This is a genomic window from Flavitalea sp. (assembly GCF_035489435.1).
Lineage (GTDB): Bacteria > Bacteroidota > Bacteroidia > Chitinophagales > Chitinophagaceae > DATHKG01.
In genome coordinates this window covers 1-26,089 of the sequence record NZ_DATHKG010000024.1, presented here as the reverse complement: position 1 = coordinate 26,089, position 26,089 = coordinate 1, and the positions used below count along the sequence as shown (strand labels likewise).

Here is a 26,089-nt window from a genome sequence, read left to right as displayed (position 1 = left end):
CTGAACCTGATGATTAAGTATACGACCGAAGTTAAGATTTTAATTGTTAATAGGAGCGTAAAATCAGGGTAAGATTTCGCATACAACAAACCGTTTCTAACACACGATTCATGCAATATTTTGTGGTCTGTCCTTTGTGCTATTCGATTCTTTTTGCAGTTGATTGCGTTCCATTTTGATGAAGAACTAATCGGTCGACTTTGTCGCCGGTTTTTAAAAATTCAAGTTTGGCATCAAATAGTTTTACGAAAAATGTATTCTCTGCTTCCGGATATATATCGAAAGTTGGCTGATTGGTGGCACCGGCCTTTAATTGATTGCTTTCAAGGCTTATAGTAATATTGAACCCGGGGTTCATCTCATATTTGCCGATATAAGTTTTAAGTGCATCATTGCCTACTGATGTCAGTTTTTTTAACACAGGATTGTAGAAATCTTTCCAGCCATATACCGTAGCAACACTGTTAATGATCTCATTTAAAATCGCACCATTGTCCGAGTTGACCATCACAACCACACCATTCCCATTTTCAATATCTCCAAAATACTGGCAGCGAAACCCTTCATTTGCACCACCATGCTGAAAATAAGTGGCATTACCTTTAGTCATAATGAATGCACCCAATGCGGCTTCTTTATTAACCACAGGGGTAAGTCTGAGTCTTGTTGTTTCAGGTGATAACACTTTGGATGATTTACCTAGGTAAGACAACTGAGTTTCGATTATATATTTTGCCAGATCAGTGGGGTTTGTCCAAAGCCCCGCCGCAGCCTGTTCAGGATAGATATGGTATTTGCCTTTTATTTCACTTCCATTAAACTTGTAACCGGTAGCGAGCATTGCTCTTTTGCCCGCAGGTGCAGGTTGATCATAGAAACTGGAAGTCATACCTAATGGAGCCAACACTTCTTCATACATATACTGCTGATAAGGTTTCTTGCTGACATCTGATATCAGAACCTGTGAAATGGTGGTTCCCCCGCCGGAGTACTGCACGCGGGTGGCGGGAGCAAACTGGGATCGCACTGGTTTGGTATTAGCCGGTGATTTTCCGTCAAGAACCTGGTAAACAGTAGGTATTGTATCAGTCACTTCATAACCCGGGAATCCATGTACCGTTAGGCCGGCAGAATGACTAAGCAGATTGACAAGCGTTATTTTTTTATTCCCTGAAGCTGAGTCGTATGGGAATTTCCAGCTGTTGAGATAAATGTTGATGTCTGTATTGAGATCTACTTTTTTTGCCTGGACCAGTTTCATAGCACCAACACCATTTAATGATTTGCTGATAGATGCTGCCTGGAAAAGTGTTTGGATGTTTGCAGGAGTTTTCGAAGCGACATCGGCTATTCCATAAGCTTTAACCCAATCGATTTTATAGTTATTGACAACTGCTATACTCACAGCGGGTATGTTGTGAAATTTCAACCTTTCCAGTATGTTGAAAGGTTTTTCTCCCTCGATCCGGTACCAGCTGCCCAGATTATTTTCAACCTTTGTAATTCGCTCCAGTACTTCAGTGGAATAGTTCACCTGGGCAACGAGTTTCCCTGAGAGTCCGGCTATAATAATAATAAGCAGGGCAATCACTTGTTTTCTACGGGAAGCAAAAGGGTTCATAGTTGTTGATTGTTGCTCTAAAATAGGTGTTATCTTGAAAAACCTGTTACTGATAATGAAGACTGGTCGTTAGAGTGCGGCCAAAGGTTGGAATACTTAGTGAACTGCATGTTGGATTTCATCAATTATTGTAGCCAGCTTTGCTGACAGCCGCATAGTAACGGGTCCGGGGTCGCCATTATTAATCAGTTTATCATCGATCTGGATAACCGGAAGAATATTTTTTGTGGTGCTTGTAATGAAAATTTCCTTTGCTGCAAATATATCCGGGAGGGCAATATCAGCTTCGGCAACAAGAAAATTGTCGGTCAGTTTTAAAAGTTGTGAGCGTATAATTCCTTTCAACACATTTTTTGCAGGTGTAAGAATTCTTTCATCTTTTGTAACTATAAAAATATTAGAACGCGGACATTCTGTAACCAGGTGACCGTCGTGATAAACCACGTCCTGAACCCTTCTTTCGTCGATCAAAGGCTGTAACCAAACTGCTATCAGATAGTCAATTGTTTTTATATCAGGCATCTGGCGTTGATGCCTATGCGTTATAACCTTAATGCCGCTGGATTGAAATACACCATATGTTGGTAGCGGTGCGTGGGTAATAATCAGGTTTGATTTACCCATTTTAAAACCATCAGCTGAGTAACCGCCGGTTAGCAGAATTTTTATACCAGAGTCAGGCAGATCATTAATTTCAAGCAATTCTTGAATCATACCTCTGACTGCTTCCTTCGAATAGCCAACGGCTAAGCGCATGTTCGCAGCTGAACGGTAAAACCTGTCGAGATGCTCTTCAAGAAATATCGGCCGGCCATTCAGGATCTTGAAATAGTCGAAGATCCCGTAGCCACGTTGAAGTGCAAGGTCAGAGATGCCGATGGTAGCTTTAGTTGCATCAAACAGATTCCCGTTGACTGTACAGTATGTCATATTAATTTTTTATCCTGTTGTATTTTTTCATGATCGGTAATACAAGATCCAAAGGTAAAGGTTCTACTTCGTGTCCCTTAAAGCCTTTCATTCTTTCAGCACTGAATAATGAGTTGATGATGGCTTCTTCTGTTGCTTCTATAGTGGCCATAAATAGTGGCGTAATGAATTCGTTGTGAAGTTCAGGTTGTATGAGCAATGGGTTATTGGTGCTATGAGGTATTCGCAGGGAGTCATTGGTTGAAAAAGCAATCACATAATCCCCACTTCCGTTTGAAGCGATCCCACCTGTTTTTGCAAGCCCCATAAATGCCCTTTTTGCCAGCCTTTGCAAATTCCGCGCGGTGATAGGCGCATCAGTAGCCACAACTATCATGCAGGATCCGTCGACATTATTCAACAACTGGTCACTAAAACTAAACTTCCCAAGATCTTTACCTACAGGCACACCTGCAATTTCCAACACACCACCGAAGTTTGTTTGTACGATTACACCAATGGTATATCCTCCAAGATTCGCAGGAAGCTTTCTTGAAGATGTACCGATGCCACCTTTAAAACCAAAACACACAGTACCGGTACCTGCACCAATATTACCCTGGTTCACGGGACCGGTTTTAGCACCTGATATTGCCCGGAGCACATCTTCTTTCGTCACATGTCTGCCCCTGATATCGTTGAGCCAACTGTCATTCGTTTCTCCGATAACAGCATTTACCGACTGCACATTGCTGTTACCCGCCTGCCTGATTGTATGATCCACAACAGCTTCCATTGCTGCCGCCACGCCAAGCGTATTGGTTAGCACCACCGGTACTTCCAGGGTTCCCAATTCAGCCACCTGGCTAATACCGGTTAGTTTTCCAAAACCATTTCCGACATAAATGGCTGCAGGTACTTTTTGCTGAAAAATATTTCCGGCATAGGGAATGATTGCAGTAGCACCGGTTCTTATCGAATCTCCTCTTACGATTGTGGTATGCCCGACAAGCACACCAGGAACATCCGTGATCGCATTCCATTTTCCTGGTTTCATTACACCGATTGTTATTCCCTGCTCCCTTGCTGTTTTTTTTGTTTGTGAAGATACTGGCAAGACGCAAAACATGCAGGCCAGCAATCCCAAAATCTGTTTACTGCAGATCGGCATTACACTTTTGCCTGTTGTCATGAAGAAAATAGTGGAAGGCCTAAATTTTAGCATGGTGTAAATATATCAAGAACCAAAGAAATGTAATTTTGAAGCAGAAAAGATTTACCTGATGCACACCACCAATTATACTAATACTTTTATAGCTGTTGCCGATGATTGCCCGGTTAGCTCAGCCGAAATACCTGTCATGAAAGTTGATAAGCCAACCGCTGCGACTTTGCAATTCGAAATGATTAAGAAAAATCCATACAGGTACGATTCTGATTCTGTAATTTTTCATGTCTATGCTTCAAAAAATGACTTGACAAAATCAGAATTGAAAGATGAGAGAGAAAAGTTCTTTTCGAAAGGCCAACCCTGTTTGCGTGCATCGCCACTTACCAAACGTTATGGCTGGGGTGTACATAGCAATGAAGAAGGCAAGGTTGCAATCTTTGCCGTTGATTCGAAAGAATATAAAAAATTTTTAAACGACAAAAGCCTTAATCAAATTAAGGCTATGCGATCAAATAAAAAATAAAAGACTGGAATTAAAAATCCGGATCATGGTCGTGACCACCACTTGCATTCACAAGGGCTGGTTTTGCGAACTTTATGACACCAATCCATTTCAGCATTAAGATGACAGGGTAGGTGGGATCTACTTCATGCCAGCGTTTTCCGAAATTCACTGAACCGGGAAATTTATGGTGGTTATTATGATATGATTCTCCCATCATCAGTATATCAACTGAAAGCAGATTCATGGAAGTGTTTTTCACCTTATAATTGATATAACCGAATTTATGAGCATACCAGTTGATAATAGCTCCATGAACAACACCCATTGAAAACACGATCGGCAATAAAAGATACCACCACCATGATGTAGCAAAGAAATAAAAGAAAGCAACATAGGCTGCAATCCAGATAAGTCTTGAAAAGCTTGAATGGGCAATTTTGTCAAACCATCTCCAGGTAGGGACATTTTTTGTAAACCGGTCTTCAATAACCGTTTTACCTGTGAAAATGTCACTATAAACCCGGTGGGTTTTAAGCATCATATCAACGACATGCTTTGAATATATCGGTGAATGAGGATCCTTTTCCGTGTCAGTAAACGCATGGTGCATACGGTGCATGATACCATAAGCTCTTGGGCTCAGATATGATGAACCCTGTGTAATCCATGTAAACACATAAAAAAACTTCTCCCAGAACTTATTCATCTTGAAGGAACCGTGAGCCGCGTAACGATGCAGGAAAAAGGTTTGAGAGAAAAGAGAGAGATACCAGAGAACGATAAAAAAAATCAGAATTGTCATTGATGATATTAATTGGAACTAATTGCCTATGTAATTACAACCTAAACGATATATAGTTCGGTTTATGCTTAAAAACTGCCGGCCGCGAAATTAAACCTTCTTATGGAAAGAAAATTCTTCTTAAGGAAAGATTAATATAATATATGGGAATAACAGGCAGGCGCTTTTTAATTGCAATTTCCGGGCCGCAGCTGCAGATATAGCGTTTATTTTATAACATCTTCCATCTTCATGCTCCTGGAGCCTTTCACCAGCATCGACATCCCCCGCGTTTCCTGGCTTTTCAGCCATTCACCTGCTTCGGCAGCAGATGTATAAGTCATATAAGGAGTTTTTATCTTTGTAAAGTCACCACCTACCAGGACCACATTTGTCCAATCATATTTTCCTATCAGTTCAACTATACCCTGATGTTCAGCAATACTTTCCGGACCTAACTCGGCCATGGCACCGAGGATAAGCACTTTGTTATTTCCCGGCATACCTGCAAAATTTTCAATGGCTACCTTCATACTGGAAGGATTTGCATTATACGCGTCTAATACGATCCTGGCGCCGTTTTTTTCAATCAGCTGGGAGCGGCTGTTCGACGGGGTATAATTTTCTATAGCCTTGCGGATCTCAGGATCCGGCACGTCAAAATGTTTACCAACAGTAACAGCTACCAACACATTTGGAAGATTATAATCTCCGACCAGTTGGGTATCGATGCGTTTAGCTTCAAACCCGGAATCGAAAGCTACTGAAAGAAAGGTTTGATTTGTATCTGCATGGCCGGTAACAGAAGCATCGTGGGTGCCATAAGTAACAACTTCATGAATGCCCTTGCTCATCTCGCGCAGATAATCATAATCCCACATTACGAATGCCGAACCCTCATTGGCCCTCAGGAAATCGTACAATTCGCCCTTGCCTTTGCGGACACCTTCGATACCACCGAAGCCTTCAAGGTGAGCTTTACCGCAATTTGTAATTATTCCATGTGTGGGCATGGTATACTGACAATAGCCCGCTATTTCAAGCAAGTGATTTGCTCCCATTTCTATTACGGCTATTTCCGCATCATTCCTGACAGCAAGGATTGTAAGAGGAATGCCGATATGATTATTCAGATTTCCTTTGGTTGTATAACATTGAAATCGGGTAGATAAAACGGCATGAACAAGTTCCTTGGTAGTTGTTTTTCCATTACTGCCGGTTATAGCAATAAAAGGTATATTGAAGTGCTGCCGGTGATGTTTAGCCAGGTCCTGAAGGGTGAGAAGCACATTATCAACTATTAATATGCGGTCATTGTCTGCAAACAATTGTTCATCTGCCACTACATAAGCAGCTCCGAGTGCCAGTGCCTGTTCGGCAAATTTGTTACCGTTGAAATTGGGCCCTTTAAGGGCAAAAAACAAGTCACCTTCTTTTAAGCTGCGGGTATCGGTCTGCGGCGATGGATATTTCAGATAGATCTCATATAATTCTGCTATACTCATAAGTTTCTAAGTGTATAAGAATCAAAGTTAATGCTGATAAATTTAACAACGTTTCTATACTGGCTAAATCTAATCTGACTAAACTAAAGCTATCCTGGCTAAATTAAACGGCGTCTGAATAAAGCATTTTCGGTTTTTTCAAAAAAAAAGCCATCCCGCACGTGCGGGATGGCTTTCTGAAAAATTATTAAGAGTTACTTTTTTCGATTGTTCTGGCGTCGAACCTTGTAGTTGATACCAGTTTTGCGACCATTACCTTCAGGGCTACCCAGGCGGTCCATCGCGCAACGGAATCCTACGGTGCTGCTAGCCTGATCTTCTTCAAGGAAGCGGCGGGTACCTGGAGAGAGGTAATAAGGACGATCGTTCCAGCTACCACCTTTGATGACCCTTGATTTATCGCTGATCAAAGTAGTCAGACCATAACCGCGACCTGCAGTTGAATCATAACTAACACCGACTAATAATGAATCACCATCGAGGTAGTTGATAACATTACCTTTCTGATAGTTACGACGATTCTTACTTTCTTCGTCAGTAACAAATTCTCTTTTTACACGGCCAAGGCTGTCTTTTTCGAACTCGCCATCAGCATTCTTCTGGTCTTTCTCGAATTTGTTACCACGGAAAGGAGAAACATCATCCTGATCGACCGGAGAAAGCGGACGATAAACGTCACCAACCCACTCATTCACGTTACCAGACATGTTATATAAACCAAATGCATTGGGGAAGAAAGCATCAACTGGTGCAGTGTAAACAGCACGGTCATTCAGACCACCTGCAACACCCATGTTATCACCGTTACCTCTTTTAAAGTTGGCGAGAAAAGTACCCTGCCAGCTGCCACGGCGGCTATCACGTAAACCATTTACATTCTGGCTCCATGAGTAAACCTGTTTGTTGGTGATCAACTCTTCACCTCTTTTGCCTTCTTTGCGGCTTGGTGAAGGGTTTTGCCCTACAAGAGCCCATGCAGCATATTCCCACTCAGCCTCGGTTGGAAGGCGATAACCTGGTAAAAGGATACCATCTTCGAAAGTAACCTGGGCACGTGGAGTACCGTTTGGATTCTTTAAAGGATTCTTTTTAGAACGAACGCCAGGTCCTGGTGTTGGAGTAGTTAAACCCAACAGGTAAGATTTCGTGTTGAAGCTTTCTCCACCCTGACCCTGAATATTCTTAAGTGTGTTTTTGTTGATGAATTGTTTGTCGATCAGCGCTTTTTCGTTCACGCGATCAGTTCTCCAAAGACAGAAATCAGAGGCTTGTCTCCAGGTTACACCTACTACAGGGTAGTAATTGTAAGATGGGTGACGGAAATAGTACTCTACCATTGGCTCGTTGTAAGCAAGTTCGCTTCTCCAAACCAGGGTATCTGGTAAGGCGCCCTCGCGAACAGCCCTGAACTCATCTCCTTCAAATACATTGTTAATCCAGTACAGATACTCACGATAATGAATATTTGCAACTTCAGAACGATCTATATAGAAAGAGTTTACAGTCTTACGGGTAGGAATATTATTCCAGTCAGACATTACGTCTTCTTCGGTTGCACCCATCTGGAAGGTACCACCCTGAACAAACACAAGGCCGGGCCCGGTTCTTTGCTCTTTTTCGCGGGAAACCTGGTAGCCACCCATATTTTTGTCGTTGTAATTCCAACCGGTAACGTCGGAGGACTCCTTTTTCTTTCCGAACAGCTTGCCGTTCTTACAGGAAGAAGTGGCAACAGCGGTGCAGGACAGGAGAATAAATAGGTTTTTCAGGTTCATTTGATAACTTTTTTGCCTTTGGTTCAATGTTGTTAAACGCCTTTGTAAAAGAAATATTGTAGAGATTCCCGGCAGTTTTTAGATAGAGTTAAGGTTACGCGAATATAGTAACAATACGTAAATTAGGGATTAAGGAGTTGGGCTTCCAACGTTAAAAATGAACTATTTTTGGCTGCAATGACCCTGCTTAAGAGAATCCAATGGCTGATTACCTGCTTACTGGTTTTTTCCAGCCTGTCTTCTTTTTCCCAGCGCTCATACTCAAACTCTTCTGTACTCGCCTCCGGTAACTGGTTTCGCATTGCCGTCGCTGAAACGGGCATTTATCGGATCGACCTCCCTTTCCTTAATAAATCAGGCGTAAATACGGTGAACCTTTCCTCCGCTTCATTCCGGTTATTTGGTAATGGCGGCGGAATGCTTTCCGAAGTTCCAGGCAGTTTGCCGGCCGACGACCTGGTTGAAAACGCTGTTTTTATTGAGGATGGTGGAGACGGAACGATCAACGGCAATGATTACATCCTTTTTTATGCCAGCGGACCTCATAAATGGATCGGCGATCCTGCAACGAAGCGGTTTTCTCATGTCAAGAACCTTTACAGTGAAGAATCTTACTATTATTTTTCTTTCGGAGGCACAGGCAAGCGAGTCCCTACATTGAATAATACCGCTAATCCCAATGTGGAAATTTCCGGTTTTGATGACCGCTATTTCCACGAACTTGATACGGTTAACTTTCTCAGCAGTGGTAAACAATGGTTTGGTGAAGAATTTTCGAGCACACCCGGCAAATCATTAAGCCAGACTTTTAACATTAATTTCCCAAACATTTTACCTGGCCCCGGATCGATGTCTACGAACCTGCTTGCACGGTCATTCAATACAGGTAGCCGTTTTTCCATAAGGCTTAATAACCAGGGTCTCCGCCAGGTGGATCTCCCGGCTGTGGGCAACGGTATTTATGACGCATTTGCCAGGCTTCAGAAGACCAATCTCGATTTTGTGGTGGCTGGCACCACCCCTGTAATCAATCTCAGTTTTGATTATGCTCCGGGTAGTGTCAATTCGCAGGGATGGCTGGACTGGTTCGAGCTGTTTGTTCGCCGTGAACTTTCTATGAATGGAGTAAACCAACTCTCATTCCGTGACTGGAGTTCGGTTCAGCCAGGGAATACTGGCCGGTTCAGGCTCAAAAATGGCAACGCTCAAACTAAGGTTTGGGACGTATCAAATCCCCTTAACCCGGTTGCAGTGCAAACAGCCACTACAGCGGATGGATTGCAGTTTACAGGGGATTGCTCGACTCTAAGGGAATATATCGCATTCAACAATGCAGTCTTCCTGGTTCCGCAAACGGCCAGCAGGGTCGAAAACCAGAATCTGCATGGAAGTCAGCTGACGGATTATATTATTATCACCAGCCCAGCCTTAGTTGCCCAGGCAAACCGGCTTGCTTTGTACCACCAACAGCGCGACCAGCTCAGGAATATAGTAGTCACGAGCGGCCAGGTCTTTAATGAATTTTCTTCAGGCATTCCCGATCCGGTGGCCTTACGCGATTTTGTAAAGATGTTTTATGACCGCGCAGGTGGTGATTCTACAAAAATGCCAAGATATTTGTTACTCTTCGGTGACGGTTCATTTGATTATAAAAAGCGGATCAATGGCAATACGAACCTGGTCCCGGTATTTGAATCAGAAGAATCGCTTGCCCCGCTCGAAACTTACACTTCAGACGATTTTTTCGGATTTCTTGATGACGGTGATAATCTCATCAACCCGGGTACTTACCTGCTCGACATTGGAATTGGGCGGATCCCTGCTTCAACAGAAGCACAGGCCAGGGCAATCGTTGATAAGATTCTCGCATATACCAGCCCGAAATCGTATGGACCTTGGCGCAACGATCTTAGTTTTATTGCCGACGATGAAGACAACAATCTGCACCTGGAGGATGCAGAGACTATATCGGGGGCGGTAAACAGTGTAACTCAAGACTTCAATGTCGACAAAATTTATCTCGATGCTTTCCCCCAGGAAAGCGGATCCGGAGGCAGCAGGTATCCGCAGGTGAACCTTGCAATCGTAAATAAGACTTATAGCGGTAACCTCGTCTGGAATTATACGGGCCATGGCGGTTCGCGGCGACTTGCCGATGAAGTGATACTGGACCAGGACATCATCAATTCCTTTAATAATCCCGAAAAACTACCCTTGTTCATTACTGCTACCTGTGATTTTGCCCCCCATGATAATCCCCTTGTTGCCTCAATCGGGGAAGACCTGCTGTTGAGGGATAAAACCGGTGCAATAGCCCTGATGACTACTACCAGGCTGGTTTTTGCGTTTAGCAACAGAATTATGAACGAAAACTACCTGCGGGCTGCCCTGCAGCGTAGGCCGGATGGCCGGTACCCAAGCCTGGGTGAAGCTGTAAAAACAGCAAAAAACAACACCTATTCCTTTTTTACAGATGTAATCAATAATCGCAAGTTTACATTGATTGGTGATCCCGCACTTACTATCGGGTACCCGGTACAAAGGGTAACAACTACTGCCATTAACGGGATCGGGATCGGAACCATTCCAGATACTTTGCGTGCCTTGTCACAATATAATATTACCGGGGAAGTAAGAAATCTACAGGGTAATTTGTTGGCTGATTACAACGGAACGGTTTACCCCATAATCTTTGATAAAGCCCAGAGTTTGTCGACTCTTGCGAATGATGCCGGCAGTATAAAAGCCACATTTACTCAACAAAAAAACATCATTTTTAAAGGAAAAGCTACTGTAGACGCCGGTAAATTTTCATTCAATTTCGTAGTGCCTAAGGACATAAATTACCAGTTCGGAAATGGACGGATTAGCTATTATACTGAAAATGGGAACAACGATGGGAGCGGTGTCCTGGAAAACATCATTGTGGGTGGCACCGGATCGGGCTCAGATGACAAAGAGGGGCCGGGTATCAGTCCTTATCTGAATGATGAAAAATTTATAGATGGAGGTATTACCAACACCGAACCAGTACTTCTGCTAAAACTTGCCGATTCTTCCGGCATAAATGTGATGGGCACTGGCACGGGTCACGATTTGGTTGTTGTTATTGACAATGATCAACAGAAAAAACATATACTTAATGAGTTTTATACCAGCGATAAAGACAACTATCGCCGTGGGGAAGTGAGGTTCAAGCTCCCTAAACTGGAAAATGGACCCCATACCCTTTCCGTAAAAGCCTGGGATGTAGTTAATAATAGTAACGAAGCTACTTTAGCGTTCAGGGTGCAGAAACAGGAGAGCCTGGTGCTGGAACATGTACTTAATTATCCAAATCCATTCACAACCCGGACCACTTTCTGGTTTGATCATAACCGACCGGGAGAGGAGTTGCAGGTAAATATTAGCATTTATACCGTAACAGGAAAGCTTGTAAAAACGCTAAGAAATACAATAATATCTTCAGGAACCCGTTCGAATGAAGTTGAATGGAACGGCCGGGATGAATATGGCAGCAAAATCGGGAGAGGCGTCTATATTTACAGGCTAAGCGTGCGGACCAGCGACGGTCAGCAGGTTCATAAGATGGAAAAGCTTTATTTGTTATAAGTTCACCAACTGATGATTGTCCGGTTCAACATAATTACAAACAAAATAAATACTAAAATAGCTTATTTTCGCCCACCATTTTTAACCAGCTAATCAGCTTATCTTCTATCGAATAGATTTTTACTCAATTTTTTTATTGGCGCCTGGCACAGGAAGTAGATGATGTTTTAATATTCTGTATACTTTCTTGTTCAATTAAACGTTTGTTCCGGGTTGTCATAATCAACTGAAAAATAGTCAAATAAAATCCGACTGTTCAAAAATCTAAATGGATGCAAAGAAAGACCTTCAAATTAGCTGGCTTATTAATGTTACTTACAGGGTTGAATACCCTTCAGGCTCAGGACACTGACCCGATAAACGTAGTAACCACTGCGGTGCCTTTTTTAAGAATTTCACCTGACGCGAGAGCGGGTGGTATGGGAGATCTTGGTGTGGCAACTTCCGCAGACGCAAATTCCTCTTTTTATAACCTGGCGAAAACACCTTTTGCGAAAAGTCCATACGGGTTGGGACTTACTTACACGCCCTGGTTGAAAGATCTCGGTCTTAACGACGTATACCTGATGGCGCTGGCTGGTTATTATAAACTGGATGATCTGTCTGCACTTTCGGCTTCAATACGTTATTTCAGTCTTGGAAATATCACTTTTACAGATTACAATGCGATCGACAATGGTACTTTCCGTCCCCGCGAATTTGGAGTGGATCTCGGTTACTCAAGGAAGTTATCTGATAAGATGAGTCTGGGTATTGCTCTCCGTTATATCAGTTCAAATCTTACAGGTGGTGGTTACTCAAACGGGTTAACTACTTACAAACCCGGATCTGCAGTAGCTGGTGATGTGTCGTTCTTTTATACCGGCGCTGATGAAGCAGGCCAGGGTTGGAACTTTGGTGTTGCTGTTACTAACCTCGGTACCAAAATAGGTTATACCAATGATGCAACGCAAAAGGATTATATTCCTGCAAACCTTGCTTTCGGTACAAATTATACAAAAGTGTTTGATGAAGCCAACAAAATGAGTTTCGGTCTTGAGATTTCCAAGTTGCTTGTTCCAACACCTCCGAGTTTTAATAATGACCCCAATGATAACCCTGATATTGATTCCGTAAATGTTGCTGAGTATCGTAACAAAACTGTTGTGAACAGCTGGTTCAGTTCTTTCAGTGATGCGCCAGGTGGTTTTTCAGAGGAGTTAAAGGAGTTTCAGTTTTCAATAGGAACCGAATATTCTTACAACGACCAGTTTTTTGTTCGTCTTGGATATTTTTATGAAGATAAAACCAAGGGAGCGCGCAAATATGTGACAGCAGGCCTTGGTCTTAAATACAATGTGTTCGGATTAAACTTCTCTTACCTGGTTCCTTCAGGACAAGGTGTTAACCGTAACCCATTATCAAATACATTACGTTTCGGACTTATCCTGGATATTGCCGGAGGAGCCGGACAGGAATAATATTTTCTTCATTGCAAAAATTCATCCCGTACTTACGGGATGAATTTTTTATTTAATACATAAGCGATGGGCTTCAGGATTGGATCAGGAATTGACTTTCATCAGCTGGCAGAGGGCCGCGATCTATGGATAGGCGGTGTTAAAATTCCGCATTATAAAGGTGCTACTGGTCATAGTGATGCAGATGTTTTGCTGCATGCAATCTGTGATGCCTTACTCGGAGCTCTTTCCCTTGGAGATATTGGTATGCATTTCCCCAACAACGATCCGGCTTATAAAGACATAGATAGTAAGATACTGCTGGCACATACCTATGATCTTATCAAACAAAAAAACTATCGCCTGGTAAATCTTGATACAACGGTTTGCCTCGAAAATCCCAAGATAAAAAAACACAGCAACGAGATGCGGGTTTTAATTGCGGGAATATTAAAAACTGATATTGACAACATCTCGATTAAAGCAACAACAACCGAAGAGATGGGCTTTGCCGGACGTGAAGAAGGACTTGTTGCATATGCAACCGTACTGCTTGAAAGCATTTGATAAATAAAATGCTACCGCCTACCTTTGACGCATGTCGAAAGTCAAAGTAAAAATCATAAACCGTTCCCCCAATCCCCTCCCGGAATATGCTACTGCGGGCTCAGCAGGGATGGATATCCGGGCACATCTTGAAACGCCAATTACCCTGAAACCTCTTGAAAGATTTTTAGTACCAACAGGTTTATTTATTCAGTTGCCTGAAGGACATGAAGCGCAGATCAGGCCAAGATCAGGTCTTGCAATCAAACAAGGGCTTACCTGTCTAAATTCACCAGGAACGGTAGATGCTGACTATCGTGGTGAATTAAAAGTTATATTGATTAATCTTTCACAGGAAGACCAGGTCATACATTCCGGCGACAGGATAGCACAAATGGTGGTGAATTCAGTTGAAAGAGTCAAATTAAAACTGGTGGCGGAGATAGAATCTACTAAACGAAACGAAGGTGGCTTTGGTCATACGGGAAAATAAAAATGAACGGATGAGAAATCTTTTTTGCATTCTTGGCAGTTTCTTATTGATTGTTGCTTTCAGCAGCTGCCGTTCCACGAAAAAATTACAGACTGCAATCAGTAAGCGAGACTCACTGCAGGTTCCGGTAGTTGAAGCTTCGGTTGACAGGAAAGCAGATTCCATTCGTTTTATCAGGGAAATTTACAGGACAGTTGAATCTAACCGGATTGATTTCAAAACATTTTCAGCTAAAGTGAAAGTTGATTTCGAAGGAAAGGATGGCAAGAAAAGTGATTTTAACGCAAACATCAGGCTCTATAAAGACAGCGTGATGTGGATCTCTATAAATGCCCTGCTCGGTATAGAAGCCTTCCGGGTTTTGATTACACCGGACAGCGTTAAAGTGATGAACAAGGTGGATAAAGTTGTGCAGTTGCGATCTGTAAGTTACCTGAAAGAAGTAGCCAAAATTCCTTTTACTTTTCATGACCTGCAGGAACTCCTGATAGGCAATCCTATTTATCTCGATAGCAATATTGTTTCTTACCGCCGTGATCCCAATGGCATTACGCTGGTAAGTGTTGGTGAAGTATTCAAACATTTTTTAATGGTTAGCACGAATGGTTACCTGCCCAGCCAATCTAAACTGGATGATATAAACCCCACCAGGACCCGGACCTGTTATATTGGTTACGGAGATTACCAGATGAAAAATAATAAGCATTTTTCTGCGTTCAGGAAGATAACCGTAGTTGAATCTTCTAAGCTCGACATCGAACTCCAGTTCAAGCAAATCGATTTTAACGTAGATTTAAATATTCCTTTTTCGATCCCGAAAAATTATAAGAAGGAATAGGCGTTATCAATACCTGGTTTTGATCGGCTAATGAATTTACAGATCATCATCAGAACCATCCTGAAGTTTTCCTGTTATTAATAAAACCTGTACATCATGCTAAGATCCTTTTTTGTTTTTTTTGTTGCAATCCTTCTTACAGGCACCTTGCTGGGGCAGGGTAGTGATGAACTAAAGAAAAAGCAGGCTGAGATACAAAGAGAAATTGATGATCTCAGACGAACATTGGATGCGACCAAAAAGAATAAAAAGGCCGGACTTGGACAACTGTCCATGATCCAGAAAAAGATCAGGTTGCGTGAACAGGCGATTGGTAATATCAGTGAGCAGATAGATATGATCCAGGGAAATATCAGTAAATCTCGTAATGAGATCACCCGGTTGAAAGCGGAACTGGACACCTTGAAGATCCAGTATGAAAAAAGCGTTGTTTATGCTTATAAAAACCGCAGCAACTATGACTTCCTCAATTTTATATTTTCTGCAAGCAATTTCAATGATGCTTTAAAAAGGGTTCAATACCTTAAATCATACCGTACTTATCGTGAAGAACAGGCAGAGAATATTCTGAATACACAGAAAGTTTTGTTGCAAAAAATAAACGGGCTGGAAATGACCCGTAAACAAAAAGATGAGGTCTTACAGAAACAGGAAAAGGAAAAACTAGTTCTTGTATCTGAGAAGAAGGAAAAAGATGAGATTGTTTCCAAATTAAAAGCCAGGGAAAACGAGTTGAATAAGGAACTGTCGACCAAAAAGAAAGCTGATGCGAAGATCAGGTCTGCTGTAAAGGCTGCTATTAACCGTGAGATCCGTTTGGCCCAGCAAAAAGCTCTTGAAGAAGAAAAAAGAATAAAAGCTGCCGCGGCTTCTGCTCCAAAAAATGATGTAGCCAAGAATAATGCTCCATCAGGTAACGCTGCAACAATAGCAAAAGAGCCTGTTAAGAAAGCTGCTGAAAGACCCAGAAGTGTTTTGGAATCTACACCTGAAGGCAAAATTATCTCAGATAAGTTCGAGGGAAATAAAGGCAAATTGCCATGGCCTGTTGACCGTGGATCTATCAAGCTTCATTTTGGAATTTTCCAGGTGCCAGGCTCAAAGATCAATGGTAACAATCCAGGATTGACTATTGAAACAGAAGTTGGAGCAACGGTTAAAGCAGTGTTTGATGGTGAAGTGGTTTCAGTTTTTAATATTGAAGGCATGTCCGGTGTGGTAGTTAGCCATGGTAAATATTTCACTGCTTATTATAACCTGTCTTCTGTGAGTGTCAGCAAAGGTGAGCAGATCAAACGTTCACAGGCACTTGGTAAAGCAAATGTCAACGATGAGGGAGTTGGAGAGATTGAATTTTTGCTGATGCTTGAAAGAGACAACATCAATCCCGAAGCCTGGATTCAGCGTCGTTAATAACAATTCGGCGTGTTTGGTAACGATTAAATATGTTTATTATTAAGAAACCTGTTGTAGAGATCTTCGTATTGCGGAATGATATTATGGATATCAAACTTCTTTGCCTGGGCAGTCGCATTTTCGCGGAACTGTTTTAGTTTGGTTTCGTCAGTTAATAACAACATTGTATTCCGGCTCATATCAGCTACATCACCAACTTCACTCATGAAACCTGTAACACCATGAATATTGATTTCCGGTAATCCTCCTGCATTTGTTGAGATTACCGGTACACCGGCTGCCATAGCTTCAAGAGCAGCAAGGCCAAAGCTTTCATAATCTGAAGTCAGCAGGAAAGCATCTGAAATGGCAAGTATCTCTTCAATCTGTTCCTGTTTTCCAACAAACCTGATCTCATCAAATATACCAAGTTCCCGGCTCAACCTTTCTGCCGCGGGTCTTTCCGGACCATCACCTACGAACAATAATTTTGCCGGAACCTTTTTAATAACCTCGGCAAAAATTTGTACCACATCACCTACGCGTTTCAGTTTCCGGAAATTGGAAGCATGAAGCAATATTTTTTCGCCATGTGGGGCAATCACACGACGGAAAGCATCAATTGGCTTTTTTGCAAACCTTTCGCAGTCAACAAAATTATATATGACCTCGATATCTTTTTCTATTTTGAAGTGCTTATAAGTTTCATCACGAAGATTCTGAGAAACTGCTGTGATTGCATCACTCTCATTTATTGAAAATGTAACTACCGGGGCAAATGTTTTATCACGTCCGACAAGTGTTATGTCCGTACCGTGCAAGGTGGTTATGACGGGAATGTTTAGTCCTTGTTTTTCAAGTATCTTTTTTGCCATATAAGCGGCGGAAGCATGCGGGATTGCATAGTGCACATGAAGCAGGTCAATCTGGTTGTTCACGATCACATCCACCATCGTACTTGAAAGAGCCGTTTCATAAGGAGGATAATCAAACAATGGATAAGTAGGAACCCGAACTTCATGGTAAAAGATGTTCGCGTTGAATTCGCTTAGCCGGACCGGCTGCTGATATGTAATGAAATGAACCTGATGTCCTTTATTTGCCAGGGCTTTTCCTAATTCCGTTGCAAGTACTCCGCTCCCTCCGAAAGTAGGATAACAAACAATTCCAATCCTCATAAACTTTATAATTAAACCGCCCGAAGGTAAATGTTTTTTGGTGATACAACAGACCGTGTGCTTAAGCTAACCGCCTTTGGCCTAACTTTAGAAAGAATTAACATTTAGCTTCCCGGATTGTTGAATGCATTCAAAATATTCCCGGGCTTACTGAATCCAAGTTATGAGCAAGTCTTAAAAAGATTTTCATGAAAAGAATTTTATTGATAGCAGTTGGGATCGTTATAGTTGTATTTGCCGTGATTATCGCGATCAGATATTTTTGGGTTTTTGGTGAAGGGGTGAAATCCGGCGAATTGAACTACCTCGTAAAAAAAGGATATATATTCAAAACCTATGAGGGGAAACTGATCCAATCAGGCATACGATCCCGGACTCCGGGTTCCATTCAGTCATATGAATTTGAGTTCTCGGTGCAAAACAAGCGGATCGCCGAGGAACTGATGAAAAATTCCGGAAAAGAAGTAGACCTGCATTATAAAGAGTACCTCGGTAAAATCTGGTGGCGTGGCAACACGGTGTATGTGGTAGACAGTATACTTTCTATGCGGGAGATCAGGCGTTAACCTTCCGAAGCCATCAGGCAATAGATTCAGCAGCCATCAGGCAATAGATAACGGGTCTCTTGTGTAAGTCAGGAACCTGCGTTTTCCATTCTGCAATACTAAGCGTTTTGATAAATTCGCCGGGACCGGTAAGGTCTGCGGCTATACATAGACGTGTGTCCGGCCTGCAGGTTTTGATCAACATTTCTGTTACATGGTTATTCCGGTAAGGCGTCTCGATAAAAACCTGCGTGGAATTTCTTCTGACCGACTCACTCTCCAGTTCGCGAACGAATTTTGCTCTTTCTCCGGAATCTATCGGGATATAACCTGCAAAACGAAACTGTTGACCATTCATACCGCTGGCCATCAATGCCAGGAGTATCGAACTGGGTCCTACCAATGGTTTAACAACTGCGCCACCCTTATGGGCAGTTTCAACAAGTAATTGCCCGGGATCCGCAATACCCGGACAACCTGCTTCAGAGATTATCCCAATATTCTTTCCTTCTTTCATTGCAACCATCAAACGAACCCTTACATCTTTTTCAGCCTTATGAATAACTATCCATTCGTAGTCATCGATCACTATTTCTTTCCATAACATTTTGAGGTATCGGCGGGCACTTCTTTCATTCTCGACAAAAAATACCTGGCATTGCATAACTGCTTCCTTAACATAAGAAGGTATTGTCTGGATTGCATTTTCATCAAGAAAACAGGGAATTAGATAAACGGTACTCTGATCTGACATAGGTGAAATTTAGTGTAATTAGATGAAGGGGATCAACCAAAACCAGGAAGCTGGCTAATCCGTGACCTGTAAGGTCTGAAAATTCTCCTTTTGATGATAAATACTGATCGTTGCAGCGATTACAGCATAGGCCGGGGCAAGAACCCAACCAATGAAGGGTACGAAATGCATAAGATAAAATACCATCCCGTTGCCAACAGCAAGTCCTTTATGACGGCCTATAAAAGCAATACTTTCTGAAGGTGACAGTTTGTTGCGTTCACAGCTGTAGTCAAGCATCGAAAAGCCATAATAATAACATTCAATGGATAATGCAATTACCGGTGTAATCCATCCGATAACCGGGAAAAAAGACAAAATCAATAAAGAGACAGCATATACGGTTTGCCAAAGCGAATTTCTAATGGCAAGTTTCACACCACGTAAGATGTCTTTTAACAGTTGTGAAAAACTGAACGGAAAGTCTTTTCCTTCCATGATTGCCTCCGTTTTTTCACTGAGATAAGCGAACACAGGTGAGCCCAGGATGAGGAAAATATATTTAAACAGGGAAAAATAGAAGAAACCAAGAATCAGTTTAAGCATGATTCCACCCATCAGGAAAAGAAAGTTGAGCAATCCGCTTTTTTGAGCACTGAGCCATTGGTCGAGACCTATCTTTTTTGTAAGAAAAGAAACAGCATCATCAGTAGATGTCCAGAAAAAATACATGCCGACCAGGAAAAGTATGGAATAAATAGTGCCGGGAATAATGATCCAGCGCCATAGATTATTCGACTTGATAAATGCATGTGCTTTCGAATAAGACTGAAGCGCGATGATGATTTCCTTGAACAATGTTATCTATATTTGGCTCATTCAAACTTAACGATTTTATTGATGAAAAGGCTTGAATATGATTTTTACAACAGGCATGATGTAGTAAAGATCGCAAAAGAATTGTTAGGCAAAATACTGGTATCTGTTATCGATGGAGTTAAAACCAGCGGCAGGATCGTTGAAACGGAAGCTTATGCAGGAGTTACCGACAAGGCTTCACATGCATATAATGGCAGAAGAACTAATCGTACCGAGATCATGTTCGGTGATGCCGGTAAAGCTTATGTATATTTATGCTATGGCATTCATCACCTGTTTAATATTGTGACCAATGCTAAAGATGTTCCGCACGCAGTGTTGATCCGGGCACTCGAACCGATAGATGGAATTGATCAAATGCTTATTCGTACAAAAAAATACAAAGCCGATCATACACTGACCCGAGGCCCCGGTAATGTTTCCAAAGCACTCGGACTTTATCGTCATCATACCGGTGCCGATCTTTTAAGTGATGAAATTTATGTTGTAGAAGATGGTTATCAACTATCGGCAAATGACATCGTAAGCTCAACAAGGATCGGGGTCGATTATGCAGCTGAAGATGCATTGTTGCTTTACCGCTTTCACGTCAAAGGCAATCCCTACGTTACAAAATCCAAAAAGGTTTAGAACCTCGGACAAGGAACTCCCCTGCTGCCTGGCGGACGCTTAATATAAATCAGGGAAATTTCAAGACCGCCGCGGCTTTGTGAGGCGGTTTTAAGACTGGAGATATTTACATCGTATGATGCACCTAAACGGAAATCACCAAATTCAAGGCCTATATAAGGTATCAACGCATCATTAACATTATTGAACCTGGTCCAGAGACCTGCGTAGAAGCTATTTGGTTTTTCTTCATCTCCGTTTAATAGAAAACCGACGGCACCACCAGCAACAATATTCGTTGCACCTGCCTGGCGACTATAAATGGAGCTAAGATAAACAGTACGTGTGCGATCTCCAATTGGTATTGCACCGCCTGCATTCAGAGTCATCCGCGGATTCAACGTGTAAAAGATATCCCCTGTGAATGACTCCTTTGGTTTGTTGATATGGTAAACTGAAGCGCCGACATAATAATTATTATAACCATCGGTTGAACCATTGAAAAGTGCTCCGACGCTAACATCAAAATAGCTCAGGTTCACCTGCTGGTTGTCAATAGTCTCACCACTCGGAATACTCCAGCCACCGAACTGATCAAGTTCATCTTCGAAATTCAGTTTAGTGCCATCAAGTCTTTTGGTATTGTAAGTTCCCTGGAAACCTAATCCGATAGTATTAAGACCGTCTTCGTCTATGCCTTTATGGTAGGCAGTAGACAATGAGATCATATTTGTAGAAAGAATTCCATTTGCCGTTTTATCGGTCATTGCGAGCAGACCTACACCCCAGGTATCAAGTTCAGATAACCTTCCACGCATTATAGGCATATCCAACGATAAGGTAGAGGTGATAAAAGCCTTGCTGATTGCAGGCCACTGATCCCGGTAGTTTCCCGCGGCCCTGAAATCACCATTAAATTTCCCCGTCAATGCAGGGTTCAAAGTAAGCGGCGATACGAAGAACTGTGAGAAGTTCGGATCCTGCGCAAGAGCCATTCCAGCCTGCATCAGCACAAAAATTACCAGGACATATTTCCTCATTGGAGACATTAACGCCGTATTGACAACCAAAGTACAAAAAACGTTGAAATTTTTTGTGATTATTTTAGGATTGGTAACAGGAATTACAGGTTCCCGGAACCCCGTTTAAAACTGGACCTTTGTCCCGTAAGCCAGATCCCCCGCATCCCCAAGTCCCGGGACAATAAAGCCTTTGGCGGTAAGCTCTTCATCGATGGCGCCACACCAGATTTTTACATTTGGCTCGGTTCGCTGAACAAATTCAATCCCGACTGTGCAGGCAATTGCTACTACAATATGAATTTCCCTGGGATGCCCCTCTTCACGAAGAAACTGGATGGTTTTTACCATGGATGACCCGGTCGCAAGCATCGGGTCTGCAATGATAACCACCCGGTTTTCAAGTTCGGGGCAGGATACATAATCAAGGCTGATTTCAAAGGTCCCGTCGCGGTTATGTTTTCGATAAGCGGAAATGAAAGCGTTGTCTGCCCGGTCATAATAATTGAGGAGACCCTGGTGGAGGGGGAGTCCTGCTCTCAAAATCGTCGCCAGGACAGGCTGTTCCTTCAATAATTTACAGACTGAAATGCCAAGAGGAGTCTGAATCTCCTTTTCTTCAAATTCCAAAACCTTACTGATTTCAAAGGCTGCAACTTCTCCGATCCGTTCCAGGTTACGGCGAAATCGCATGCGATCCGTTTGAACCTGAACGCTTCTCAGTTCACTTACCCAATTGCTCAGGAGGGAATATTGATCACTCAGATTAATAACCATAGAATACAGTTTTGGATTTTGAAACGCGAATCTTCACCTTTGACGAGCAAATCTAATTTCTACAATCTACAATCTAAAATTTGTTTAATGGTATACAGGGCTATCGGAGTTGTAAGCGGTGAATCTTTAAATGGCCTTGATATTATGTTTGCGGAGCTTCATGAAACCACCGGTAAATGGACGGCTCAGATCCTTGCGGGCGAACGAATTCCTTACGAACCGGAAATCAGGAGAAAGCTGGAAAACCTGGATTCACTTGGCTTGTCCGAGTACCACGAACTTCATGTGACCTTTGGTCAATACCTGGCTGAATTAATCCGTGATTTCATTGATCGCAACGAACTCCACTATAAGGTTCAGCTTATAGCCTGCGACGGGCACACAATCTTCTACAAACCGGAACTTAAAATTTGCTCCCAATTAGGTGATCTTTCCCAGGTTGCTGCGATTACCGGAATTAATGTTGTTGGAAATGTGCGAAACATGGATCTCGGTTTGGATGGTAAGGGCGCCCCGGTTTACCCTATCGCAGAAAAACTGTTGTTTTCCGCGCAACAACTGTTCTTACACCTCGGATCCAATGCTAATCTTTCCCGGCATTTACCGGGTCAATACAAAAATTTCGATGTTTGCCCCGCAAACAGGTTGCTTGATAAGCTGGCGGCCCGGGACAACCTGGATTTAGATCCAGGTGGAATGATGGCAGCCGAAGGCAAGGTGGATGAAAAGCTGCTTGACATCCTGAATGAGCTGGAATATTACGAGTTGCCGCTTCCGAAATCTCTTTCTATTGATTTTGCCACAGACGTGGTTTACCCGCTTTTCGACGAGCTCCGGCTGAATGTTAAGGATGCACTGCGCACTGCTGTTGAACATATCGCCATCCAGGTTACAAACGGAGTAAAACTTTTCATGTCTGATGAGCCGGCCGCTAAAAACGAATTATTTATGACAGGCGGAGGTGCAAATAATAACTTTCTTGTTGAAAGAATTCGCACACTGGTGGGCGAGTCAGGAATCAGTTTGATTGTTCCGGATAAACTGGTGGTAGATTTTAAGGAACCACTTGCCATGGCCTTAATTGGTGTATTGCGCTGGCGCGAAGAAAATAACGTCTTTAAATATATTACCGGGGCAAAACGCGATAGTATAGGCGGAAACGTATGGATTGGTCAGGAGGCCTGAAGAGAATTATGAATTATGAGTTATGAATTATGAAAGGAGTGAATGAGTTATGAGTGCCTTTATTTGATAATTTCATAACTTACTTAACACCTATAACTCATAACTCACACACTCATCACTAACTTACCACTCACACACTCATCACTAACTTACCACTTACCACTTACCACTTACCACTCACCACTAAAAGATAAATAAACAATTTCAATAAAATAATTATTTACTGACATGATGAAAGAAGTTCTGCTTTTTTTTGCGATTTTTATTTCGGTTACATATACCTGTTATTCGCAGGGAAATAAGAAGTGGGATGTAAATAATACCGCTGCACCTTATAAGGAGGTTTCATTTACAGTGAATGAGGGGACATGGATGAATCTTGACGTTTCGCCGGATGGAAAAGAAATTGTTTTTGACCTGCTGGGTGATATTTATATTTTACCAATTGCAGGTGGGGAAGCAAAAGTATTGAGACAAGGGCTTGCCATGGAAGTGCAGCCGAGGTTCAGTCCCGATGGCAAACAAATCCTGTTCACTTCCGATGCAGGTGGTGGGGATAATATCTGGATCATGGAAAAAGATGGTTCCAAAGCCAGGCAGGTAACCAAAGAAACGTTCCGCCTGTTGAATAATGCAGTCTGGTCGCCTGATGGTCAATATATAATTGCACGCAAACATTTTACGGCAACCCGTTCTTTGGGAGCAGGTGAAATCTGGATGTATCATATCACCGGTGGGAATGGTATCCAGTTGACAGCCCGCAAAAATGATCAGCAGGATGTGAATGAACCTGCCGTTTCGCCCGATGGTCGTTATGTTTATTTCAGCGAAGACATGTATCCTGGTGGCATGTTTCAATATAACAAGGATCCCAACAATGAGATTTTTGTGATACGGAGATTTGACCGGGAAAAAGGCATCATTGAAAATATTACAGGTGGTCCCGGCGGTGCCTTCAGACCACAGGTTTCGCCTGATGGTAAAACACTGGCTTTTATAAAACGTGTGCGGGTAAAAACGGTGCTTTACCTGCGCGACCTGGTAACCGGAGAAGAAAGACCGGTTTATGATAAATTATCAAAGGACCAGGAAGAAGCATGGTCAATCTTTGGTGTTTACACCGGCTATGCATGGCTCCCCGGCAACAAACAACTGGTTGTATGGGCAAATGGCAAAATAAATAAGATAAATGCAGATGGGTCAAACACTTCTACCGAAATACCCTTCACCTGTAACGTCAAACAGCGGGTAACCGATGCCGTTAGATACAAGCAAAACTTCAACCAGGATAATTTTAACGTGAATGTAATTCGTCATGCAAAGACTTCTCCTGATGGAAATTGGCTGGTGTTTAATGCAGTTGGCTACCTTTGGAAAAAAGCTTTGCCCAATGGTAAACCTGAAAGAATAACAAGCGGCACTGATTTCGAATTTGAACCTGCATTTTCGAAAGATGGGAAGTCGATCATCTATACTACCTGGAATGATACGGCAACAGGGGCAATATTGAAAGTGACTTTCCCTGCTAAATCCAAACCTGTAAAGCTTACACCTGAAAAAGGAATTTATCGAAACCCATCATTTTCATCCGACGACAAACGTATTGTTTTTGTAAAAGAAGGTGGCAACAATGCGCTTGGTAACGGGTTTTCGGTACAACCTGGTGTTTATATCATGCCGGCACAAGGAGGAGTTCCTGAATTTATCAATGCAAAAGGACGAAATCCGGTTTTTGTTGATAATGATAAACGCATAGCCTACGAATCAGTACGCAGTTATGGTTCATATAAAACAGACGGTTCTGATGACCGCACGATATTCAGAAGTACATATGGTTCTCAGTTCATACCATCGCCTGATCAGAAATGGGTCGCATTTGTGGACCTTCATAAAGTATATATAGCTTCGTTTGTACATGCAGGTAAGACTGTAGACCTGGGTGCAACTACCACCGATTTTCCGGTGAAACAGGTCGCCCGTGACGCAGGAATAAATCTTCACTGGAGCGGCGATGGCAAACAACTTCATTATACACTCGGCGATCAGTATTATACCATCAATGTTGAGGACCGTTTTGAATTTGTGGCTGGTAAAGCCGATTCAACATTCAAAATACCTGAAAATGGACTTAGCGTCGGTCTTGAAGTGAAAAGCGATAAACCTACTGGTGTTACTGCATTCCTCAATGCCCGTATCATTACTATGAAGGGCAATGAAGTAATCGAAAACGGAACGGTAATCATCGAAAACAACATCATAAAAGCCATCGGTTCATCCGCAGATTTAAAGGTTCCTGCAGGAGCACTGGCTATCGATTGCAAAGGAAAAACGATTATGCCCGGTCTTGTAGATGGTCATGCCCATGGCAGTCATTTCAGGGATGGTCTCACTCCTCAGAAACACTGGCCTTATTTTGCCAATCTTGCTTATGGGGTAACAACGATGCATGATCCATCAGCGAATTCGGAGATGGTGTTTACTCAAAGCGAAATGATCAGGGCGGGTCATATGGTTGGTCCGCGTGTGTTTTCGACAGGCACAGTATTATATGGGGCCGATGGTTCTACAAAAGCC

The 26,089-nt window shown here is 42.5% G+C and carries 22 protein-coding genes; 11 read left to right on the top strand and 11 right to left on the bottom strand.

From position 1 onward, the window contains the following. Positions 1-139: 139 nt before the first annotated feature. The 3 genes from VK664_RS04130 to VK664_RS04120 form a co-directional block, all read right to left on the bottom strand. A complete protein-coding gene (locus VK664_RS04130) occupies positions 140-1,621 on the bottom strand; it encodes a serine hydrolase (RefSeq protein ID WP_461397345.1) in 1,482 nt (493 codons plus the stop codon). Positions 1,622-1,717: 96 nt separating this feature from the next. Continuing rightward, positions 1,718-2,551 carry an aminotransferase class IV gene (locus tag VK664_RS04125; RefSeq protein ID WP_461397344.1) on the bottom strand — a complete coding sequence of 278 codons (834 nt, stop codon included), beginning with the start codon at positions 2,549-2,551 and terminating at the stop codon, positions 1,718-1,720. Position 2,552: 1 nt separating this feature from the next. After that, a complete protein-coding gene (locus tag VK664_RS04120; protein WP_461397343.1) occupies positions 2,553-3,755 on the bottom strand; it encodes a DmpA family aminopeptidase in 1,203 nt (400 codons plus the stop codon). A gap of 58 nt (positions 3,756-3,813) precedes the next feature. On the opposite strand from VK664_RS04120, the gene VK664_RS04115 reads away from it, so the two are divergent. Further along, complete coding sequence (locus VK664_RS04115; protein WP_461397342.1) at positions 3,814-4,224, top strand: DUF6157 family protein; 411 nt, start codon at positions 3,814-3,816, stop codon at positions 4,222-4,224. A gap of 10 nt (positions 4,225-4,234) precedes the next feature. On the opposite strand, the gene VK664_RS04110 is transcribed toward VK664_RS04115, so the two are convergent. From VK664_RS04110 to VK664_RS04100, 3 genes are all read right to left on the bottom strand, one after another. After that, positions 4,235-5,008, bottom strand: coding sequence for an acyl-CoA desaturase (locus VK664_RS04110; protein WP_461397341.1), 774 nt, complete (start codon positions 5,006-5,008; stop codon positions 4,235-4,237). 206 nt (positions 5,009-5,214) lie between these two features. Beyond that, positions 5,215-6,492: a UDP-N-acetylmuramoyl-tripeptide--D-alanyl-D-alanine ligase gene (locus VK664_RS04105; RefSeq protein WP_461397340.1), complete on the bottom strand. Its 1,278-nt coding sequence runs from the start codon at positions 6,490-6,492 to the stop codon at positions 5,215-5,217. Positions 6,493-6,686: 194 nt separating this feature from the next. Beyond that, positions 6,687-8,267 (bottom strand): SUMF1/EgtB/PvdO family nonheme iron enzyme, encoded by a 1,581-nt coding sequence (locus VK664_RS04100; RefSeq protein WP_461397339.1) that lies wholly within the window; start codon positions 8,265-8,267, stop codon positions 6,687-6,689. 177 nt (positions 8,268-8,444) lie between these two features. Between VK664_RS04100 and porU the strand changes: the two genes are divergently transcribed. From porU to VK664_RS04070, 6 genes are all read left to right on the top strand, one after another. After that, positions 8,445-11,879: a type IX secretion system sortase PorU gene (porU, locus tag VK664_RS04095; protein ID WP_461397407.1), complete on the top strand. Its 3,435-nt coding sequence runs from the start codon at positions 8,445-8,447 to the stop codon at positions 11,877-11,879. Between the two features lie 272 nt (positions 11,880-12,151). After that, positions 12,152-13,339, top strand: coding sequence for a type IX secretion system outer membrane channel protein PorV (gene porV / locus VK664_RS04090; protein WP_461397338.1), 1,188 nt, complete (start codon positions 12,152-12,154; stop codon positions 13,337-13,339). 66 nt (positions 13,340-13,405) lie between these two features. Further along, a complete protein-coding gene (gene ispF / locus VK664_RS04085; protein WP_461397337.1) occupies positions 13,406-13,885 on the top strand; it encodes a 2-C-methyl-D-erythritol 2,4-cyclodiphosphate synthase in 480 nt (159 codons plus the stop codon). Between the two features lie 31 nt (positions 13,886-13,916). Beyond that, positions 13,917-14,357 carry a dUTP diphosphatase gene (gene dut / locus VK664_RS04080; protein ID WP_461397336.1) on the top strand — a complete coding sequence of 147 codons (441 nt, stop codon included), beginning with the start codon at positions 13,917-13,919 and terminating at the stop codon, positions 14,355-14,357. A 10-nt stretch (positions 14,358-14,367) separates the two neighbouring features. After that, entirely contained in the window at positions 14,368-15,195 is an 828-nt protein-coding gene (locus tag VK664_RS04075; RefSeq protein ID WP_461397335.1) for a DUF4292 domain-containing protein, read from the top strand. 96 nt (positions 15,196-15,291) lie between these two features. Further along, positions 15,292-16,608, top strand: a complete 1,317-nt coding sequence (locus tag VK664_RS04070) for a murein hydrolase activator EnvC family protein (protein ID WP_461397334.1) — start codon at positions 15,292-15,294, stop codon at positions 16,606-16,608. 26 nt (positions 16,609-16,634) lie between these two features. Here VK664_RS04070 and bshA read toward each other — a convergent pair whose 3' ends face one another. Continuing rightward, positions 16,635-17,768 carry an N-acetyl-alpha-D-glucosaminyl L-malate synthase BshA gene (gene bshA / locus VK664_RS04065; protein WP_461397333.1) on the bottom strand — a complete coding sequence of 378 codons (1,134 nt, stop codon included), beginning with the start codon at positions 17,766-17,768 and terminating at the stop codon, positions 16,635-16,637. 188 nt (positions 17,769-17,956) lie between these two features. Between bshA and VK664_RS04060 the strand changes: the two genes are divergently transcribed. After that, positions 17,957-18,334 (top strand): hypothetical protein, encoded by a 378-nt coding sequence (locus VK664_RS04060; RefSeq protein WP_461397332.1) that lies wholly within the window; start codon positions 17,957-17,959, stop codon positions 18,332-18,334. Positions 18,335-18,347: 13 nt separating this feature from the next. Here VK664_RS04060 and VK664_RS04055 read toward each other — a convergent pair whose 3' ends face one another. Then, complete coding sequence (locus VK664_RS04055; RefSeq protein WP_461397331.1) at positions 18,348-19,067, bottom strand: SAM-dependent methyltransferase; 720 nt, start codon at positions 19,065-19,067, stop codon at positions 18,348-18,350. Between the two features lie 54 nt (positions 19,068-19,121). Continuing rightward, positions 19,122-19,904, bottom strand: a complete 783-nt coding sequence (locus tag VK664_RS04050) for an EI24 domain-containing protein (RefSeq protein WP_461397330.1) — start codon at positions 19,902-19,904, stop codon at positions 19,122-19,124. Between the two features lie 42 nt (positions 19,905-19,946). On the opposite strand from VK664_RS04050, the gene VK664_RS04045 reads away from it, so the two are divergent. Then, positions 19,947-20,555: a DNA-3-methyladenine glycosylase gene (locus VK664_RS04045; protein ID WP_461397329.1), complete on the top strand. Its 609-nt coding sequence runs from the start codon at positions 19,947-19,949 to the stop codon at positions 20,553-20,555. Here the strand turns inward: VK664_RS04045 and VK664_RS04040 are convergent. Beyond that, entirely contained in the window at positions 20,552-21,583 is a 1,032-nt protein-coding gene (locus VK664_RS04040; protein WP_461397328.1) for a PorP/SprF family type IX secretion system membrane protein, read from the bottom strand. The genes VK664_RS04045 and VK664_RS04040 overlap by 4 nt on opposite strands. Positions 21,584-21,679: 96 nt before the next feature. Continuing rightward, positions 21,680-22,330 carry a uracil phosphoribosyltransferase gene (upp, locus tag VK664_RS04035; RefSeq protein ID WP_461397327.1) on the bottom strand — a complete coding sequence of 217 codons (651 nt, stop codon included), beginning with the start codon at positions 22,328-22,330 and terminating at the stop codon, positions 21,680-21,682. Between the two features lie 87 nt (positions 22,331-22,417). Here upp and VK664_RS04030 point away from each other — a divergent pair, with 87 nt between their 5' ends. Continuing rightward, positions 22,418-23,515, top strand: coding sequence for an anhydro-N-acetylmuramic acid kinase (locus VK664_RS04030; protein WP_461397326.1), 1,098 nt, complete (start codon positions 22,418-22,420; stop codon positions 23,513-23,515). Positions 23,516-23,743: 228 nt separating this feature from the next. Next, the coding region (locus VK664_RS04025; RefSeq protein ID WP_461397325.1) for an amidohydrolase family protein at positions 23,744-26,089 on the top strand (2,346 nt) is incomplete at its 3' end.